Below are 19,790 nucleotides of genomic sequence, written 5' to 3'. Positions count from 1 at the left end.
ACGCGGGTAAATACAATCCGCGATAAGACGCGCCCTGCGCCCACGCCGCCCGTTTTGCCGACTTCAGTGCCATTCATCACGCAACATTGCCGATTGAAGCCGACGCTAATGACAAAAGCCGGAGTGGCTCGTGCCTGCCCACTCCTGCGACTTGTCGCATCTTAATTACTACAGTATTGTTCGAAGAAATTGGGGATATTGGGGGATATCGACATGCTTCGGGCACCATCATCTTGTCGATTTTCGGCGTTTTTGTCCGGTACGGCGCTGGCCTGTACTCTGTTGGCCACACCGGAAGTAGCAAAAGCAGCTCCTGCACCTGTCGATACTTTCATTGGCAGCATTCTTGCCGATGCGCCCGATGCTGCCGCGCTCAATGCACGTTGCGACAAGCTCGCGGGCGAAATCGACCGCCGCATTGCCGAACTCGAGGCCGAACGCGGCGCTGCCACCGACGACGGCACCTTGCAGCGTTTCGATGACATCTACGACCTGATCGCGGCAACACAGGGTGAGTTCGGCCTGTTTCGAGAAGTGATGGCCGATGCCCCGCGCCGAGACGCCGGTGCCGCGTGCGAGGTCCGCATGCAGAATGCATCGGCCAAGCTCAGCCTGTCTCGACCCGTATATGATCGCTTGAAGGCCGTGGACGCGGGTACCGACCCCGCCACGCGCTATTACCTGACGCGCTCGCTAGAGGCTTTCGACCGCGCCGGTGTCGCCCAGTCGCCCGATGGCCGCAAGGCGATCCAGGCGTTGCAGGATCGCATCGCCGCCAACGGCACCGCTTTCGAAAAAGGCATTGCCGACGCCCGCAAGACGCTTGAAGCCGATCCGGCCGAACTGGCTGGTCTGCCCGACGATTTCATAGCCGCCCACCCGGCGGGCGCGAATGGCAAGGTCACGCTGTCCACCGACAGCACTGACATTGTGCCGGTCCTGACATATGCCCGCAGCGACGATCTGCGCGAGCGCGTGCTCCGGGCTTCCCGCACGCGCGGCTATCCGCAGAACGACATCCTGCTGACGAACCTGCTGAACGACCGGGCGCAACTGGCATCCGACCTCGGACGCAAGGACTACAGCGCGCTCGCCCTCGAAGACCGCATGCTGAACACGCCCGCGAAAGTGGACGAACTGCTCGGCGGCGTCGAAACCATCGCCCGTCCCATTGCCGAGCGAGACTATGCCAAACTGCTTGCGGAGCGGCGGCGTGACGATCCCGGGGCAAGCGAACTCACGCTGTGGCAACTGCCATTTTACACACAGCGCGTGCAGCAGCGGGACTATTCCTACGATGCTCAGGAGGCTCGTAAGTACTTCTCCTATGCGAAAGTGCGGGACGGCATCCTGAAGCTGACGTCGGACCTGTTCGGCGTCGAGATTCGCCCATGGCGGACCGCAACGTGGGATCCGCGCGTCGAAACCTATGAAATGGTCGAAAACGGAAAGGTCATCGGCGCCTTCTATTTCGATTCGCACCCGCGCCCGGGCAAGTACGAACACGCCAACATGATCGGCCTGCGCATGGGGATTGCAGGCCGCAGCATTCCCGTGGGAGCGCTCGTCACCAATGTCTCGGCGGGCGAAGATGCCGATGCGCTGATGGAGCATGGCGACGTCGTCACCTTCCTTCACGAATTTGGCCATATGCTGCACCACATCTTCGGCGGCCAGACCGCGCGCTGGGCGGGCCAATCGGGCGTGGCCAACGAATGGGACTTCGTTGAGGCACCGTCGCAGATGCTGGAGCAATGGGCCTACGACTACGACACGCTTGCCACGTTCGCATCCGATGCGCAGGGGAAGCCCATTCCGCGCGAGCTCGTCGCCAGCATGAATCGCGCGCGGTATTTCGGCCGCGGAATGGATGAGCTGCGCGGTGTCGCTTATTCAGAGATTTCGCTGCGACTGCATCAGGCCCCGGCACCCGCTGATCTCGGTGCGGCGACGCGGGCGATCTATGCGCGTAACGTCGTCTGGTCGGTGCCCGACTGGTGGCAGTTCCAGGACAGTTTCAGCCACCTGAACGGCTATAGCGCGACGTATTACACCTATACCTGGTCGCTGGTGATCGCCGACGATCTTTTCACGCAATTCCAGACGCATGGCCTGCGAGACCGGGTAACGGCGGAACGCTATCGTCAGTTGGTTCTGGCCCCCGGTGGTTCCCAGCCCTCGGCCGAACTGGTGAAAGCGTTCCTGGGACGACCGATCAGCCTGGATGCCTACAAAGCGCAACTGGCCAAGGACCAGTAACCCCGGCTCCGGCTCCGGTTCAATGCGCCGGGGCCAGTTCCCGGGCCACGGCCTGAACCGGCGCATGCACCGCATCCTGCATCCGCGACTTCACCATGAGCTGCCACGAAGAGACGGCCAGCACGCAGGCCAGCAGCGGCTGAAGCACTCTGTCAGGCGCGTGCGAGGAGAGATAGCTGCCCAAAACCACGCCGGGGATAGAGCCGATCAGCAGGTTCCCCAGAAGCACAAGATTGACGTCGCCGATGATCCAGTGGCCGGTCCCCGCGATGAGAGCCAGCGGCACGGCATGGGCGATGTCCGATCCGATCAAGCGTGAAACCTGCAGGCGCGGATAGAGCAACAGCAGCACCGTCACGCCGATGGCACCGGCACCGACCGATGAAATCGAGACCGCAACGCCGATCACCGCGCCCAGCAAGATCGTGCCGAACGTGACTTTACCTGGAGGGGTAAGCTCGTCGCTGTGGCGTGCGAAACGCATCAGCCATTTACGCGACGCCACCGCCAGCGCGGTTGCGAAGAGCAATATCGCCAGCGAGAACAGGATCACGCTCTCCGACGATTTGCCGATCTTGCCGACATAGGCGAGCACGCCCACGGTCACGATAGCTGCGGGGATGCTGCCGGAGGCCAGACGGCGAACGATCGTCCAGTCAACCGTCTCGCGCTTGCCGTGGACCACCGAACCGCAGATCTTGGTGACTGCAGCGAAGAGCAGGTCCGTGCCGACAGCGGTTTGCGGGTTCACGCCGAACATCAGAACCAGCAGCGGCGTCATCAGCGAGCCGCCGCCAACGCCGGTCAGGCCCACGAGCACGCCGACGAGAAGCCCCGCGATCGCGTGCATCATGTCCAGAGGGTGGGTCATTGCCAGTTCACTCTCCAAAACGCATGCCGGGGGCCTGAACCGGTCGGGACCGGGCGGCAGGCGCGGGATAGAGTGGCCGTGTCCGGCCCTGCTTTCCCCGCGCGCCCTTGAAGCGCTGGTTCTCTATCCATACGGCGCTGCTTGGCAAGCACCTCGATATACTCATTCTGGATCGCAGACAGCCTATTGCGGCGAACCAAGCGGCAGGAAGCCACCGCCGGGCACGGCCGCGGCGACCGGGCTTTCGCTACCGTCTGCCGCGATCGAACTGACGCCAAGAATCCAGTCGTCACCGCGCAGACCGTCGAGCTTGACGCTTGTCGCGGCGGTTTTCGCCACGAGTGGCTGCGCTTCCCATTCGCCGGCATCGGTGCGGCGACGCCACACGGAGTAAGCCACTGCGCCGTCCACCGGTTTCCAGCTCACGTCGGTCCAGGTCTTCACGGCAGAATCGGCCTTCGCCTCAGGCGGCATCGGTACTTTCGCCAGCGCAGCGAGCGCTGCAATATTCAGACGGGTAACGCGGGCCAGATAGGGGAAATCCATCCGGTCGATGGTATCGCCGTACCGCACGCCATTCTCGGTGCGCAGGTCCTGATGCTGTTCGTTATAGTCCTCGATGGCGACCGAGAAGCGCACTGCCGGATTGCCCTGTTCAAGGAACGGGAGCTGATCGCCGCCACGCCCCATGCGATCGGTGCGCCAGACCTGACGGACCTCAAGCTTGTCCGGCACGCCGCCCGACAGTGCGGCAATGAAGCGCGAGATATTGCGCGAAGGGCTGTCGTTCTCGCCGCCGAACCGGCGGGCGTCGGCGCGGGTCTTGTCCGTGGAATCTGCGCGCGGCCCTTCGGAGAAGAGACGCACATGGGAATCGTCGACCACGCCGTCCGAACCGTGGGTGCCGCCAACGATATCGTTGTTGAGCACCGCCTTGACGGTCCAGCCCTGCTTCTTCGCGTAATCGGCGAGCAGCTTGCCGCCGTAGAGGCCCTGCTCTTCGCCCGAAAGCGCGGCATAGACGATGGTAGTCGGGAACTTGCGCTTCGAGAGCACCCGCGCAGCCTCAAGCACCAGTGCAGTGCCCGATCCGTCGTCATTGGCGCCGGGGGCATCGCTCTTGATGTCCATCACATCGGTCACGCGGCTGTCGATGTGGCCTTCGACGATCACGACCTCGTTCGGACGTTCCGTGCCGCGCTGGATGGCCACCACGTCAACCATCTTGACCGGCGTGGGGATGCGCGTGCCGCTGACCATGCTTTCGGGCATGACCACTTCGAGACAGCCGCCGCAGGCCTTGGAGGTCTTGCGGAACTCATCGGCTGCCCAGCGCCGCGCGGCGCCGATGCCGCGCTTAGGATCCGTGTCGGACGAGAGCGTGTGACGGGTGCCGAAAGAGACCAGCTTTTCGATATCCGCGTGCATCCGCGCTTCGGATACGTCGACGGCCTTGGGGGCGGTCTTGGCATCCGCCACCGCCGGCGCATCGGCAGCGCTGGCGGCGATCGGGCTGAGAATGCTGGTAGAAAGTACGGCGGCGACCAGGATCTTATTCGTCATGGGCGCGCTTGTCGGGCCTCACGCCACGATTGGCAAGGCCCGAGGTGGCGATCAGTGCCGAACCGGCGCGTCTCCATAGCGGTTCGGCCCAGGTGTCGAGGGCCAGACGCCGAAGACGATGACGATCAAAATCGCGCCCCAGCTCATCAGGCTGGCGCCCAGAACCTTCGATTGCATGGAGAGGATGGCGGTGGGATCTGAGCCCGAAACCCGGTTCATCGCGACGATGATTTCGCCCATTTTGGACCAGATGAGCGCCTGCGCGGCGAGCGAAAGAACCAGTGGAATCAAGGCAATCCAGCCCGGTCGATTCGAATCGTGAAGCCTGCGGATGAACGCAGTGAGCAGCAATAGCCCGGCAATCACCGCAACCACCGCATTGAGTGTCATGGCGGTGCGCATGTACCCCGCCATCTGTGCCATCAGCCGGGCCTGAAGCTCAGCCTCGGTCGCGCCTTGCTGCGCAGCGCTGAACGCGCCTTTCATCATCCCGCTCATCATCGGCATCGAGATGAGCAATCCCGCCGCGTATTGCAGAATGAACAGGAAGAGGACGTAGAACCAGAAGGTTTGCCGCGCTTCGCGGCCCTTGAAGTTCAGCAGGTTCGTCAGATTGTACTTGATCGATCCCAGCACGTCCTCTTCCTTTCCGTTTCCTCAGTAGGCGCGGGCCACGTAAATGCGTTCGACCGCCGGGCGGCCGGTAAAGACGCAGGCGCCGGTCACCGCGTCACCGCCGAGCGGGGTGTTGCGCATGGTCAGCTTCAGCGCCTTGAGCTTCTGCACCACGGTTTCCAGTTCATCGCCGGTCGGGCGGGCCCATTCAACCTCGACCCAGCCCGGATAGCGCTTGTCTTCCGTGAAGAAGCCGACGAGTTCGTCGAAGCTGCCGACGCGGGTGATATTGGCGTCATGGCGCGCCTTCGCCTCGGCGTAGAGCGCGGTCTGGAATTCCTCGATCTCGGCAGCGGCGCGGGCGATGAAGTCGTCCTTGGCCATCGCGACGAAGTTGGCCTTGCCCGCTTCGTTCCAGAGCCTGTCGCGGCGCAGCATCGAAACCTGACCACCGGCCGCATCGCGCCCGCCGATTTCGAGAATGAGCGGCACGCCCTTCTTGACCCAGGCCCAGCGCTTCTGCGTGGCCTTGCCCGGACGCTTGTCGAGCAGGATGCGGACGGATTCGCCCAGAGCCGACTGCTTGACCAGCGACTTGCGCAGGTCCTCGCAATAGGCGAGCAGCGCCGCGTCCTCGTCATTGTCGCGCAGCATCGGCAGGATGATGATCTGGTGCGGCGCAACCATCGGCGGCACACGCAGGCCGTCATCGTCGCCATGGACCATGATCATGCCGCCGACCATGCGGGTCGAGGTGCCCCAGCTGGTGGTGTGGGCGTACTGCTGCGTGCCTTCCTTGTCCTGGTACTGGATGCCGGAAGCCTTGGCGAAGCCGGTGCCGAGGTAGTGCGAGGTGCCGGCCTGAAGGGCCTTGCCGTCCTGCATCATGGCCTCGATCGAATAAGTCGCCACCGCGCCGGGGAAGCGTTCGTTCTCGGGCTTTTCACCGGCGATCACCGGCATGGCCAGCTCGGTCTCGGCAAAGTCGCGGTACATTTCGAGCGCGCGCAGCGTTTCTTCCATCGCGTCTTCACGGTTGGCGTGGGCCGTGTGGCCTTCCTGCCAGAGGAACTCGCTGGTGCGCAGGAACATGCGCGTGCGCATTTCCCAGCGCACGACGTTGGCCCACTGGTTCACCATCAGCGGCAGGTCGCGCCACGACTGGACCCAGCGCGCCATGGCGGCGCCGATCACCGTCTCCGAAGTCGGGCGGACGATCAGCGGCTCTTCCAGCTTGGCTTCGGGATCGGGAACGAGGCCGCCCTTGCCGTCACCAATCAGACGGTGATGGGTGACGACCGCCATTTCCTTGGCGAAGCCTTCGACGTGCTCGGCTTCCTTGGAGAAGAACGAGAGCGGGATGAACAGCGGGAAATAGCAGTTGGTGACGCCCGCTTCCTTGATGCGGTCATCCATCAGGCGCTGGATACGTTCCCAGATGCCGTAGCCCCATGGCTTGATGACCATGCAGCCGCGAACGCCCGACTCCTCGGCCATTTCGGCCTCGGAAATGACTTCCTGATACCACTGGGCGAAGTCGTCCTCGCGCTTGACGGAGAGGGCGTGGCGAATAGCGGACACTGGGGCTACTTCCTGCTTGTCTGTGATGCGGGCGGACCATCCGCCGCATTCGGGCCCATCGGGTTTCTACACCGCGAAGGGCCCTTGCGCAGACCCTTATTTGCCCAGCGCGTCAAGCCTCTTCTGGATTTCGGCCATCTGTTCGCGCAACACCGCAAGGTCACCCTTGTCCTCGGCCGGCGGAGCCTTGGGCTCTGCTTTTTCGGCACCGGGCATGAAGGCAGCGGCGGCGGCCTTGAACATGGCCATGTTCTGTTCGGCCAGCTTGGCAAGCGGATTGTTGCCAAGGCTGTCCTCGAACGCCTTGTGAAGCTTGGTCTGGTTGGCGCGGAAATTATCCATCGACGCTTCCAGATAGTGCGGCACCAGCGACTGCATGGAATTGCCGTACATGCTGATAAGTTCGCGCAGGAAGTTGACGGGAAGCATCTGCTCGCCGTTCGATTCCTCTTCCATGATGATCTGGGTGAGGATGGTATGCGTGATATCGGTGCCGGTCTTCGCATCCAGCACTTTGTAGTTCACACCCTCGCGGGTCATCTTCGCGAGATGGTCGAGCGTGATGTAGCTCGACGAACGTGTATTGTAGAGCCGCCGATTTGCGTATTTTTTGATTATGACGGTGTCGTCTTCGTGCGCACCCGTTTCAGCCATAGCCAATCCCCAATGATTTAGGGGACCGAGGATACCACTCAGGAATATCGCAACGCAACACAATTTGCTGCGCAGCAAAAGACGGTTATGCCGGACTTAACGGCCGAAGCGGCGCCCTAAAGAAGTCAGCAGCTCATATTGCGAAAGGCCGGACACTGCCGCCGCTTCGGGAAGCGCGTAATCGGCCGTCACCCAGTCGCCTTCGCCCAGATCGGACGCCGATGAAAGGTCGATCACGGTCATGTCCATGCTCACCCGGCCTAGCACGGGAAGACGCTTCCCGTTCGCATGGAATGCGCCCTTGCCGGACCAGCACCGCAAGTAGCCATCGGCATAGCCCAGTGCGATCGTGCCCACGCGCATGGCGTGCGGCGCAGTGAACGTGGCGTTGTAGCCAATGGTCTCTCCCGCCGCGACATCGTGAACCTGAAGGATCGCGGCTTGCGGCCGCGCGACCTGCCGCAACAATGCGGCCATCTCGCCGCGTGGAACGCCGCCGTAGAGCGCGATGCCGGGACGTGTCAGATCGCCGTGGAAATCCGCTCCGAGCGCGATTCCACCGCTATTGGCAAGGCTGGCACGGGCATGGCGCACCTCTCCGCGCGCAGCATTCCAGCGCGCGCATTGCAGCGCGTTGAGATCGGTTTCCTCTTCCGAGGCGACAAGGTGCGAAAGCATCACATCGATATCGAGCGCACGCACCGCATCGTCGCCCAATTCGGCGAGCGAAACGCCGAGACGGTTGATCCCGGTGTCCACCATCAGATGGCACCGTCCCCCGCCCGCAGCGTTCCAGCGCTGGGCCTGCGCGAGCGAATTGATAACCGGAACGATTCCGGAAGCACGCGCGAAAGCGGCATCGGCATCGCTAAGCGGACCGTGCAGCACGGCGATGCTTGTCGGCTCGGCAGAGTTCAGAAGTTCGGCCGCTTCGCCCCAGTGGGCCACGAAGAAGTCTGCGCAGCCCGCCTCGCGCAGCAAGGGCACGACCTGCTTCGCGCCGAGGCCATAGGCGTTCGCCTTGACTGCCGCCCCTGCCCGCGCCGCTCCCGAAAGCCGATCGAGCGCGCGCCAGTTGGAGACGAGCGCGTCGCTATCGATGTCGAGACGGAGAGCGGGTTCAAGAACTTCAGGGAGCATCTTCACCATAGTCACGCGGGGGGCCTCCCCGCAGCCCCCATAGCGAGACCACGAGGGCGACTGCGACCACCCCCCAGGTGTACCATAGGCCCTGGTAGGGGTTGCCGCTGCTGGCGACCATGTAGCTGGAAATCAGCGGAAGGAAACCGCCAAAGTAGCCCGTGCCGATGTGATAGGGGATCGACATCGAGCTGTAGCGAATGCGCGGCGGGAACATTTCCGACAGCAGTGCCGCGACGGGTCCATAGGTCGCGCCCGAAAGCGCCATCAGCACAACCAGCACGCTGCCGATCATCACAGCCTCGCCAATGCCGGGCCGAACCTTGGCGAAATCGTATCCGGACTGGCCCAGCCAGTGCTGCAGCATCTTGCCGCGCGCCGCCTTGTCCTCCCATGGATAGGCGGCCAGCGGGAGGACCCTTTCTCCGACCTGGATTTCCAGCTTCGGTGCCGCATCCAGCCGATACGATACACCCGCGCCGGCAAGATCGCCGAGCAGCTTACCGCAAGGCGTAGCCTGTTCGGTCCTGAAGGGATTGTAGCGGCAATCCGGCCCTGCCACGAAAACCGGGGCCTGCTCCGCCGCATTGGCAAGGCCGGGATTGGCGTAATTGCCGATCAACCAGAACGACGGGAAGAGCAGCAGCAGCGTCAGCACATAGCCCAGTACGATCGGCTGCTTGCGGCCGACCTGATCGGACAGGCTGCCGAAGATCACGAAGAAGACCATGCCCAGCGCGGCCGAGACTCCGACGATGATCTCCGCGCTGGTATCCTCCATCCGCATCGCGCCCTTGAGGAAGCTCAGCGCCGAGAACATCGCCGTGTACCAGATGACTGTCAGCCCGGCGGCAATGCCGAACAGCGCGATGACGATGCGTTTGCGGTTGCCGGGGTAAGTGAAGCTTTCCTTGAAGGGATTGCCGGAAAGCTCACCCTCCTCGCGCATCGCCTTGAAAACCGGGCTCTCGGAGAGCTTGAGGCGCATCCATAGTGAGACCGCCAGCAAGCCGAGCGACAGCACGAAAGGCACGCGCCAGCCCCACGCCTCCCATGTCGCTGGCCCCATCACCGCCTTGCAGCAGAGGACTACGAGCAGGCTCAGCACGAACCCGCCGACCACGCTCGCCTGAATGAAGCTGGTGTAAAAGCCGCGTCGACGCGGCGGCGAATGTTCCGATACGTAGATCGCCGCACCGCCGTATTCGCCACCGAGCGCAAGGCCCTGCAACACGCGAAGCAGCAGTACTATGGCGGGCGCAGCCATGCCGATTTGGGCGGTGGAGGGAATCAGGCCAACCCCGGCGGTGGCGATGCCCATCAGTGTGACGGTGATGAGGAATGTGTACTTCCGGCCGAGCCGGTCCCCCAGAAACCCGAACAGGATCGCGCCGAGCGGGCGAAAACCGAAGCCGACTGCGAAGCCGGCCCAGACCAGCAGTGTTTCCAGCGTGACATTGCCCGATGGGAAGAATGTCTTGCCGATGATCGCGGCAAGGGTGCCGTAGATGAAGAAGTCGTACCACTCGAACACGGTACCCATCGACGAGGCGGCGATCACCAGCCTGATGTCGGACGTGCTGGGCGCCGCTGCTTGCCGCTGCCACACTGCCTCTGCCATTTTCACCCCCATGTGGCCGCATTGCCCCCCGGCAGGCCGTTTGGTCCGGTTTAACCGGTCTCGCCTGCCTCGGAAAGCGCGGCGAGAGCAGCTCTCCACGGCAGCATGACGGCGCCATGCCGCGCCGGATAGTCCCGCGCGGCGGCGATCGTTACAAGGCCGGGCCAATCGGGCAGCGGCGCTTCGCCGGCAAGCCAGCGGGAAATGGCTTGCCCCGCCTCGGCCAGTTCCGCACGGTTACGCCCCTGTGCGGCATCGGCGAAGATCGCGGCGGCAGCCTGTCCGATCGCACAGGCCTGGCTGCGCACGCCGAGCCTGGCCACTCTGCCCTCCCCGTCAAGCGAGAGGCCGAGCGCGATCGTGCTGCCGCAACTGGGCGAGCGCGCTTCCGCCGTGAACGGCAGTTCGCCGTCCCAGCGGTATGCCGCCAGCCTTACCGCTAGGCCAAGGACTTCGGGGGTATAGAGGACCGTTGTTGTCATGCCGGTCAGGACTTGCTGTCCTGCGCGTCGGCCGTCTGCGCCTCACGCCGCCGGTCGGCCAGCATCTTCACCAGCGCTTCGCTGCTGGCATTGACGAACGAATAGGTCCGCGCCTCCTTGATCCAGTCGGGGCGGCCGGCCGCCCCCCAGATCGTGTCGTAGCCGAGCACCAGCACCGAGAAACCGATCACCGTGATCAGCACGCCCTTGACCGCGCCGAAGCCGAAACCCAGCACCCGGTCGATCGGGCCCAGCAGCGAGGCACGGCTTGCGCGGCCCGCCCAGTTGGCGACCAGCTTGACCGCCGCGAACGGCACCAGCAGGCAGAGCGCAAAGGCAAGGACAGGCGTTGCCGAACCGTCGCCGGTATGGGGTTCGAGCCAGTGTGCGACCGGCGTGTGCAGTGTGCGGATGGCGATGACAGCGGAGACCCACGCCCCCAGGGCAAGGATCTCTTGCACGAAACCACGCATGAAACCCGTGACGGCACCAACGCCGACGATGACGAGAACTGCAATATCGAAACCGGTCATGGTATCCGCGAAACTAGAGCCTGAAGATCGAAGAGATAACACCGAGAACGCCCATGGCGATCCTCGCTCCCTTCGCCGGCAGGCTCTAGGCATCCGTCAGAATACGGTCAACGAGGTTGGGCAACATAGAAAGGCCCGTGAAGTCCAGCCCTTTCTCGGGCTTCGTGGTGGCGACCGGGCCGAACGCGCTACCGAATCCGAGCTTGGCCGATTCTCGCTGTCGGATCGATGAATGGGCCACCGGGCGAATCTCGCCCGCCAGCGAGACTTCGCCGAACCAGACCGCGTTCTTGGGCAGAGGGCGGTCCCCCAGCGCCGAAACCAGCGCCGCAGCCACGGCAAGATCGGCGGCCGGGTCTGCCAGACGGTAGCCACCGGCGACGTTGAGATAGACTTCCGCACTGGAGAAATTGAGCCCGCAGCGCGCTTCCAGCACCGCCAGCAGCATGGCCATGCGGCCCGAATCCCAGCCAACCACGGCACGGCGCGGTGTCGCCCCGCTCTGAAGACGGACGATCAGCGCCTGGATCTCGATCAGGACCGGCCGCGTGCCCTCCATCGCCGCGAAAACCGCACTGCCTGCCATCGCGTCCTCACGACCCGACAGGAACAGCATCGACGGGTTGCCGACCTCGGCCAGCCCGGCACCTTCCATCGCGAAAACGCCGATCTCGTCGACCGGACCGAAGCGATTCTTGAGACTGCGCAGGATGCGGTACTGATGGCTGCGTTCGCCCTCGAAGCTCATCACCACGTCGACCATGTGTTCCAGCACGCGCGGACCGGCGATGCTGCCGTCCTTGGTGACATGGCCGACAAGGATCAGCGTGACGTCGTTTTCCTTGGCATAGCGGATCAGTTCGAAAGCGCAGCCACGCACCTGGCTGACCGTGCCGGGTGCGCCCTCGATCGTGTCCGAATGCATGGTCTGGATCGAATCGATCACCAGCAGCGAGGGCGGATCCATCATCCCCAGCGTCGTCAGGATATCGCGCACGGAAGTCGCTGAAGCGAGCTGGATCGGCGATTTCGACAGGCCAAGGCGTTCCGCTCGCAGGCGCACTTGCCCCGCCGCCTCTTCGCCGCTGACATAGACCGCCGTACTGCCGGAATTGGCGATATGCGCCGCAGCCTGAAGCAGCAGCGTCGATTTGCCGATGCCCGGATCACCGCCCAGCAGAATCGCCGAGCCCGGCACAAGTCCGCCGCCCAGTGCGCGGTCGAATTCGGCAAGTCCGCTCGCTCGCCGCTTGGGCAATTCGCCCGGGGCATCGAGGGGCGTAAACAGGATCGGCCGCCCGCCCGACGAAAGATCGTGCTTCGAGGAGAACACCGTCTGCGGCGCATCCTCGGACAGCGTGTTCCACTCGCTGCAATCGGGGCACTGACCCTGCCAGCGGTTGGAAACGCCTCCACAGGCCTGACAGACATATCTACGCTTGGGCTTCACCATGGCGCATCGATTATCTGGAACGGAATGAGAACGCAATTGCCTTTCGGCGCGAGCCGTTCCAAGCTAAGTCCATGCGCCAGAAGGAACTGCGGATCGCGCTCGTCTGCTACGGCGGCGTCAGCCTTGCCGTCTACATGCACGGTGTCACCAAGGAGCTGTGGAAGGTCCTCCAAGCCAGCCGCGCCTATTGGGCCGGCGATGTTGAGCCGGTGGGGACCACCGCCATTTACCTGCGCCTGCTGAGGGGGCTGGAAGCGGCCGGAAACCTGCGTTTGCGGGTGTTGTGCGACATTGTCGCCGGAGCCAGTGCAGGCGGTATCAACTCGATCTTTCTGGCACAGGCGGTCCACTCGGGGCAGTCGCTGGAACCGCTCACCGACCTCTGGCTCGAATGCGCCGATGTCGACGAACTGCTCGATCCCGAGGCGAAGCCGTGGTCGGGGCGCACCAAGTTCTGGGCGCACCCGCTCGTGTCCTACCTGCTGACGCGGCCGGGCAATGCCGTGAATGCCAGCGTCGCTCCGGAAACGCGGCAGGAAGTGCGTGACAAGCTCTCCCGCCTGATCCGCTCGCGCTGGTTCGAGCCGCCGTTCAGCGGCATTGGCTTTTCGCGCCTGCTCGCGCGCGCGTTGACGGCCATGGGGGCGACTCAAGGGCTGGCCTTGTTGCCGCTGCGCCACCCGATCGACCTGTTCGTCACTGCCACCGACTTCAAGGGGCATCTCGAAACCTTGCGGCTCCACTCACCCGAACTGGTGCTGGAAAGCGAACACCGGCTGACGTTCGGCTTCCGCGCCCGCAGCGGCGAACCGGAACTGGCGGCACTTCCCGAACTGGTCATGGCTGCGCGCTCGACCGCCAGCTTTCCCGGCGCATTCCCGCCGCTCCAACTGGAGGAGATCGACCGGCTTGTCAGCGAAAGCGGCATCGACTGGCCAGGACGCGACGCGTTTGTGCGGCGGGTCATGCCCGAGCATGCGGCACGCGGCGATCTCGATTCGGTCTCGCTGATCGACGGCTCGGTGCTGGTGAACGCGCCGTTCGCCGATGCCATGCGGGTGCTGCGCGATCGCCCGGCCACGCGCGAGGTGGACCGCCGCTTCGTCTATATCGATCCCGCGCCGGACCGGATCGGCGCCGACCTGAGGCGCGATACGCGGCCTCCGGGCTTCTTCACAACGATCTTCGGCTCGCTCTCCTCGATCCCGCGCGAGCAGCCGATCCGCGACAATCTGGAAGCGCTGGAGGAAGATTCGCGCGAGATGGCCACGCTGCGCGCCATCGTGCGCGCGCTGCGCCCGGAGATCGAGGACACGGTGGGCAGCCTCTTCGGGCATACGCTGTTCCTTGACCGGCCGACTCCCAAGCGGCTCGCAAACTGGCGGGCGCGCGCGCAACAGGCCGCGTTCGAGCAGGCGGGCTTTGCGTACCACGGTTATGTCCAGGTCAAGTTTACCGGCGTCGTCACCATGCTGGCGCGGCTCGTATTCGAAGCGGCGAAAGGGCTGGGTGTCGGCTCGACTGCGCCCATCGTCGAGCGGCTCTATTCCTATCTCTCGGAGAACGGGATCGACCGCATGCAGCCGCTGCGCGGGGGGACATCGCCCGGCATGGCGGCCTTCTTCCTCATGCAGGACATCTCCTTTCGCATCCGCCGTCTGCGTCTGCTGGCGCGCCGAGTAACGCAAGAGTGGAGCCTCGACGGCGATGTTGACGAGAGCCAGCGCGACGCCGCGCGCGAGGCGATCTACGGCGCGCTGGCGCTCTATATCGACGCCGAATCGGTGTCATATCTGGGTGAGGAATTCACCGCGCTTGCCGAACGCGTGTTCGAGGATCCCGGCGCGCTGCTCGATCACGTCGCCGACCGCCGCGAGCTGCTGGAAATCGACGCGCAAGTAGACGAGATCCTTGCCGAAATGCTCTCGGCCATGCCGGCGGGACTGCGCAAGCGGCTGCTGCTCGCCTACCTCGGTTACCCGTTCTACGACACGGTGACGCTGCCTTTGCTGCGCGGCGATGGGCTGACCGAGTTCGATCCGGTGCGTGTAGACCGCATCTCGCCCGAGGACTGCACCGCGATCCGCGAAGGGCCGACCTTGCGCGGATCGGAATTCTACAACTTCGGCGCCTTCTTCAGCCGCGCCTACCGTGAGAACGACTATCTCTGGGGCCGGCTTCACGGCGCCGAGCGGATGATCGACTTGCTCGCTTCCACGCTGGACGGCGAATATGCGCTCCCGGAACGCGAGATCGAAACCCTGCGCCGGGACGCTTTTCTGGCGGTGCTGAAAGAAGAAGAGGATCGGCTGACTGCTGATCCGGAGCTTATCAAAAACCTGCGCGAAGAGGTGCTGCGCGGTGGGAACACCTGAGGCTCTCGTCCCAAAACCACTCGTCGCCCCCACGAAGGCGGGGGCCCCGCTGCCTCATTGCTACATCGCAAGAAAAGCAGGGTCCCCGCCTTCGCGGGGACGACGAGGTGTTATGAGGTGAATCGCGGCCCGAATTACTCGGTCAGGTCGTTCCACGCTTCCTTGATGCGATCGAAGAAGCCCTTCGAGCCGGGACATTCCTCGCCCGTCTCGGTGGACTGAAGTTCGCGCAGCAGTTCCTTCTGGCGCGCGGAAAGCTTGGTGGGTGTCTCGACGGTGATCTCGATAACGAGATCGCCCCTACCCCTGCCCTGCAACACCGGCATGCCGGCGCCGCGCTTGCGCAACTGCTTGCCCGACTGGATGCCAGCGGGAATGTCGAGCGTGATCGGCTCGCCGTCGATACCCGGAATCTCGATCGATCCGCCAAGTGCCGCCGTCGTGAACGTGATCGGAACTCGCGTCAGCAGCGAAGTGCCGTCGCGTTCGAACACCTTGTGGCGCTTCACATGGAGGAAGATGTAGAGATCGCCCGGAGGCGCGCCGAACGGCCCGGCCTCGCCCTTGCCGGCAAGGCGGATGCGGGTACCCGAATCGACCCCCGGCGGGATTTCCACCTGAAGCGTCTGGGGCTGATCCACCCGGCCCTCGCCGCCGCAGGAGCGGCACGGCTTTTCGATCACTTCGCCCCGGCCGTGGCAGGTGGGGCAAGTGCGCTCGACCACGAAGAAGCCCTGCTGCGCGCGAACCTTGCCGTGGCCGCCGCACATATTGCAGGTGCGCTTGCCGGTGCCGGGCTCGGCGCCCGAACCGTGGCAGGGCTCGCAGCTTTGCGAGACCTCGATGGTGATCTCGGTGGTCTTGCCCTGGAAAGCCTCGTCGAGGCTGATTTCCATGTCGTAGCGCAAGTCGGCGCCGCGGCGTGCCTGCTGGCGTCCGCCGCCGCCCCCGAAGGCGCTGCCGAAGATGGATTCGAAGATGTCGCCGATGTCGCCGAATTCGGCACCCATGCCCGGGCCGCCACCGCCCATGCCCTGCTGGAACGCAGCATGGCCATAGCGATCATAGGCCGCCCGCTTCTGGGGGTCCTTGAGGCAATCGTAAGCTTCGCTGATCTGCTTGAAGCGCGCCTCGGAATCGCCGCAACCGGGATTCTTGTCGGGGTGATAGCGCATCGCGAGCCGGCGATAGGCGGACTTGATAGTCTTGTCGTCGGCGCTGCGCTCTACTTCGAGCAGTTCGTAATAGTCGATTTCGGTAGCTGACACGTTTCGTTATTCCCCGCGTGCGACCTGGCCGCCACCGCTACGATCCGTTACGATGGCGGCCACGCTTGTCATGAGGACCGGTCAGCCCTTGTTGTTTTCGTCGACTTCCGAGAATTCGGCGTCGACAACGCCATCGTCCTCGGCCGGAGCGGCGTCCGGAGACGCAGCCGAAGCCTGCTCCTTCTCGTAGATGGACTGACCCATCTTCATCGCCACTTCGGTCAGTGCCTGCGACTTGGCCGTGATGTCGGCGGAATCGCCGCCTTCGATCGCTGCCTTGGTCGCGGCGATGGCCGCTTCGACTTCCGACTTCAGGCCGGCGTCGATCTTGTCGCCATGCTCGGCGATCTGCTGCTCGGTCGCGTGGACGAGGCTGTCGGCGTTGTTCTTGGCCTCTGCGGCCTCACGACGCTTCTTGTCCTCTTCGGCAAACTTCTCGGCATCCTTGACCATCTGGTCGATGTCGTTGTCCGACAGACCGCCCGAAGCCTGGATGCGGATCTGCTGTTCCTTGCCGGTGCCCTTGTCCTTGGCAGAGACGTTGACGATGCCGTTGGCGTCGATGTCGAAGGTTACTTCGATCTGCGGCACGCCGCGACGTGCCGGCGGAATGCCGACGAGGTCGAACTGGCCGAGCATCTTGTTGTCCTGCGCCATCTCGCGCTCGCCCTGGAACACGCGGATGGTCACCGCCTGCTGGTTGTCCTCGGCGGTCGAGTAGACCTGGCTCTTCTTGGTCGGGATCGTCGTGTTACGGTCGATCATCTTGGTCATGATGCCGCCCAGCGTCTCGATACCCAGCGACAGCGGGGTAACGTCGAGCAGCAGCACGTCCTTGACGTCGCCCTGAAGCACGCCGGCCTGGATCGCGGCGCCCATGGCGACCACTTCGTCCGGGTTCACGCCGGTGTGCGGATCCTTGCCGAAGAAGTCCTTCACGACTTCGCGCACCTTGGGCATGCGGGTCATGCCGCCCACGAGCACGACGTCGTCAATGTCCTTGGCCGAAAGACCGGCATCGGCGATCGCCTTGCGGCAGGGTTCCAGCGTGCGCTGGATCAGGTCCGCAACCATCTTTTCAAGATCGGCGCGGGTAACGGTTTCGACGAGGTGCAGCGGGGTGGTGGCGCCGCCTTCCATGCGTGCGGTGATGAAGGGCAGGTTGACCTCGGTCGTCGCGGTGGACGACAGTTCGATCTTCGCCTTCTCGGCCGCTTCCTTCAGGCGCTGCAGAGCGAGCTTGTCGCTGCGCAGGTCCATGCCTTCCTTGGCCTTGAACTTGTCGGCTAGCCATTCGACCAGCTTGGTGTCGAAGTCTTCACCGCCCAGGAACGTGTCGCCGTTGGTCGACTTCACTTCGAACACGCCGTCGCCGATTTCGAGGATCGAAACGTCGAAGGTACCGCCGCCAAGGTCGTAGACGGCGATGGTCTTGCCGTCCTGCTTGTCGAGGCCATAGGCCAGCGCCGCCGCGGTCGGCTCGTTGATGATGCGCAGCACTTCAAGACCGGCGATCTGGCCGGCGTCCTTAGTCGCCTGGCGCTGTGCGTCGTTGAAGTAGGCGGGCACGGTGATGACGGCCTGCGTCACGGTCTCGCCGAGGTACGATTCGGCGGTTTCCTTCATCTTCTGCAGAGTGAAGGCCGAGATCTGCGACGGGCTGTAATCTTCGCCGCCGGCCTGGACCCAGGCGTCGCCGTTCTTGCCCTTGACGATGTGGTACGGAACCAGCTCGGTGTCCTTCTTGGTCACCGGGTCGTCGAAGCGGCGGCCGATCAGGCGCTTCACCGCGAAAATCGTGTTGTCGCCGTTGGTCACGGCCTGGCGCTTTGCCGGCTGCCCGATCAGGCGCTCACCATCCTTGGTGAAAGCGACGATCGAGGGCGTCGTGCGCGCGCCTTCGGAATTCTCGATAACCTTCGGCTTGCCGCCGTCCATCACGGCCACGCAGCTATTGGTGGTGCCGAGGTCGATACCAATTACTTTTGCCATTATCCCCATTCCTCACGTCAGTGGATGACACCGCGCGGATAGCCCCCCCCGAACGAGGCAAGGCGGCTTGCACGGCTCGATGACGTTCAAGTCGTCGATGCGGCATATAGGTGCGGTTTGTGTTGGAACAAGAGCGTTGCAATGGCATTAGGCACGCGAAATTTTCATGGCCCCCAAATTTTTTACAGCCCAGAGACCGCCCCGGCCGAACGCCTGCCAGAAGGATGCCCAGCTTGAACATCAGCGTGAACATGAACGTCGACAAGAGCCGTACGCTGAGCCTGATCGCCGCCGCCCTGATCGTGACGCTGGCCGGCTGCAAGCAGGAGGCCTCGAATCCGCAGGACGGCACCGCCACTTCGGCGGCTGCGCAGGCGGGCACCGGCATCTCCGCACGCGATGGCAAGCTGGTCCTGCCGCCGATTCCCGGTCGTCCGGGCGCGGTCTACTTCACCGTGCGCAATGACGGCTCGGCACCTGTGGCGCTGACTTCCATCGAAGTTACCGGCGCGGGCAGCGCGCAGATGCACGAAACCAGCGGCGGCACGATGAAGGCGGTCGATTCGCTGCCCATCGCCCCGGGCGCCGAAATCGAATTCGCACCCGGCGGTCTCCACGTGATGGTCTTCGATATCTCAGGGGGGCTCAAGCCGGGCCTCACCACCGACCTCGTGCTGACCTTCTCCAATGGCAAGAAGCTGACCATGCCGGTGATGATCGACACCATGGGCGGTGCCGCCGACGGCAACGACATGGACGGCATGGGCCCGATGGCAATGCCGAGCGGCGATGCCGGGACCGGGGCCGGACACGGCAATCACGGCGATCGCGACAAGGGCGACGCCGCGATGGGGTCGATGCCGGGAATGGGCCACTGACCGTCCCGGGTGCCGCCCCCACCTGTCCAGCCGGCGGAGAACGCGGGCTGACGGCGGGGGAGGCGGCGCTCATCACCTCGGTCTTCAGCGCCGCGATCGACTGTGCGCCGGTTCGCATAAAGCGGCGACGCTGGTTTCCTGTGCAGCCGCCGCACGTCGTCATGGCGCCTTGCGGGCATTTGCACTTCCACCCACGCTCACCGCTTTATGTTGACGATTTTGCTGAGGCCTCGCTGCCATTGCAGGGCCTCTTCATCCACGAAATGGTTCATGTCTGGCAGACGCAGCGCAAGGGTCGATGGTACCTTCCGCTGATGCGTCACCCGCTATGCCGCTACGACTATGCGCTGCGTCCGGGCTGGAAGCTGGAACGCTACGGCATCGAGCAGCAGGCCGAGATCGTCCGCCATGCCTTCCTGCTGGCGCGAGGAGAGCAGATCGCCGGCGCGCCATCCCTGGAAAGCTACCGGGCGATACTGCCCTTCGGCGCGCCGTCCTGAACCGC

General features: G+C 64.0%; 16 protein-coding genes. 4 read left to right on the top strand and 12 right to left on the bottom strand.

All coding sequences use genetic code 11. The features are described 5' to 3' along the window. Positions 1-282 precede the first annotated feature (282 nt). The gene (locus EDF56_RS03715; RefSeq protein ID WP_132385356.1) at positions 283-2,259 is read left to right on the top strand and encodes a M3 family metallopeptidase; all 1,977 of its coding nucleotides are present in this window, start codon (positions 283-285) and stop codon (positions 2,257-2,259) included. Between the two features lie 19 nt (positions 2,260-2,278). On the opposite strand, the gene EDF56_RS03710 is transcribed toward EDF56_RS03715, so the two are convergent. The 10 genes from EDF56_RS03710 to radA all read right to left on the bottom strand — a co-directional run bounded on the left by EDF56_RS03710 (position 2,279) and on the right by radA (position 12,772). Further along, positions 2,279-3,130, bottom strand: a complete 852-nt coding sequence (locus tag EDF56_RS03710; protein ID WP_132385355.1) for a sulfite exporter TauE/SafE family protein — start codon at positions 3,128-3,130, stop codon at positions 2,279-2,281. A gap of 183 nt (positions 3,131-3,313) precedes the next feature. Then, positions 3,314-4,693 carry a M20/M25/M40 family metallo-hydrolase gene (locus EDF56_RS03705; RefSeq protein ID WP_132385354.1) on the bottom strand — a complete coding sequence of 460 codons (1,380 nt, stop codon included), beginning with the start codon at positions 4,691-4,693 and terminating at the stop codon, positions 3,314-3,316. A 51-nt stretch (positions 4,694-4,744) separates the two neighbouring features. Continuing rightward, a complete protein-coding gene (locus EDF56_RS03700) occupies positions 4,745-5,329 on the bottom strand; it encodes a DUF805 domain-containing protein (protein WP_132385353.1) in 585 nt (194 codons plus the stop codon). Positions 5,330-5,350: 21 nt separating this feature from the next. Next, positions 5,351-6,889 (bottom strand): proline--tRNA ligase, encoded by a 1,539-nt coding sequence (gene proS / locus EDF56_RS03695; protein WP_132385352.1) that lies wholly within the window; start codon positions 6,887-6,889, stop codon positions 5,351-5,353. 96 nt (positions 6,890-6,985) lie between these two features. After that, a complete protein-coding gene (phaR, locus tag EDF56_RS03690) occupies positions 6,986-7,543 on the bottom strand; it encodes a polyhydroxyalkanoate synthesis repressor PhaR (protein WP_132385351.1) in 558 nt (185 codons plus the stop codon). Between the two features lie 96 nt (positions 7,544-7,639). Beyond that, positions 7,640-8,683, bottom strand: a complete 1,044-nt coding sequence (gene alr / locus EDF56_RS03685) for an alanine racemase (RefSeq protein ID WP_132385770.1) — start codon at positions 8,681-8,683, stop codon at positions 7,640-7,642. Beyond that, positions 8,673-10,304 carry an MFS transporter gene (locus EDF56_RS03680; RefSeq protein WP_132385350.1) on the bottom strand — a complete coding sequence of 544 codons (1,632 nt, stop codon included), beginning with the start codon at positions 10,302-10,304 and terminating at the stop codon, positions 8,673-8,675. The genes alr and EDF56_RS03680 overlap by 11 nt, the downstream gene beginning before the upstream one ends. A 50-nt stretch (positions 10,305-10,354) precedes the next feature. After that, the gene (locus tag EDF56_RS03675; RefSeq protein ID WP_132385349.1) at positions 10,355-10,786 is read right to left on the bottom strand and encodes an iron-sulfur cluster assembly scaffold protein; all 432 of its coding nucleotides are present in this window, start codon (positions 10,784-10,786) and stop codon (positions 10,355-10,357) included. A 5-nt stretch (positions 10,787-10,791) separates the two neighbouring features. Then, a complete protein-coding gene (locus tag EDF56_RS03670) occupies positions 10,792-11,319 on the bottom strand; it encodes a CvpA family protein (protein ID WP_132385348.1) in 528 nt (175 codons plus the stop codon). Positions 11,320-11,404: 85 nt separating this feature from the next. Further along, on the bottom strand, positions 11,405-12,772 hold the full coding sequence (gene radA / locus EDF56_RS03665; RefSeq protein WP_132385347.1) for a DNA repair protein RadA: 1,368 nt from the start codon (positions 12,770-12,772) through the stop codon (positions 11,405-11,407). 71 nt (positions 12,773-12,843) lie between these two features. Between radA and EDF56_RS03660 the strand changes: the two genes are divergently transcribed. Beyond that, positions 12,844-15,147, top strand: a complete 2,304-nt coding sequence (locus EDF56_RS03660) for a patatin-like protein (protein WP_132385346.1) — start codon at positions 12,844-12,846, stop codon at positions 15,145-15,147. 134 nt (positions 15,148-15,281) lie between these two features. On the opposite strand, the gene dnaJ is transcribed toward EDF56_RS03660, so the two are convergent. Together dnaJ and dnaK are read right to left on the bottom strand one after the other, a co-directional pair. Then, positions 15,282-16,415, bottom strand: a complete 1,134-nt coding sequence (gene dnaJ, locus EDF56_RS03655; protein WP_132385345.1) for a molecular chaperone DnaJ — start codon at positions 16,413-16,415, stop codon at positions 15,282-15,284. A gap of 81 nt (positions 16,416-16,496) precedes the next feature. Next, positions 16,497-18,407, bottom strand: a complete 1,911-nt coding sequence (gene dnaK / locus EDF56_RS03650; RefSeq protein WP_132385344.1) for a molecular chaperone DnaK — start codon at positions 18,405-18,407, stop codon at positions 16,497-16,499. Between the two features lie 233 nt (positions 18,408-18,640). On the opposite strand from dnaK, the gene EDF56_RS03645 reads away from it, so the two are divergent. Both EDF56_RS03645 and EDF56_RS03640 read left to right on the top strand, forming a co-directional pair. Continuing rightward, on the top strand, positions 18,641-19,285 hold the full coding sequence (locus EDF56_RS03645; protein ID WP_243652363.1) for a copper chaperone PCu(A)C: 645 nt from the start codon (positions 18,641-18,643) through the stop codon (positions 19,283-19,285). Positions 19,286-19,332: 47 nt separating this feature from the next. After that, entirely contained in the window at positions 19,333-19,785 is a 453-nt protein-coding gene (locus tag EDF56_RS03640) for a vgr related protein (RefSeq protein WP_243652412.1), read from the top strand. Positions 19,786-19,790: the final 5 nt, after the last annotated feature.

The sequence above is a fragment of the Novosphingobium sp. PhB165 genome (assembly GCF_004341845.1).
Classification (GTDB): domain Bacteria; phylum Pseudomonadota; class Alphaproteobacteria; order Sphingomonadales; family Sphingomonadaceae; genus Novosphingobium.
Note: the sequence above shows the minus strand (reverse complement) of the source record. Positions and strands in the feature narration are given on the sequence as shown.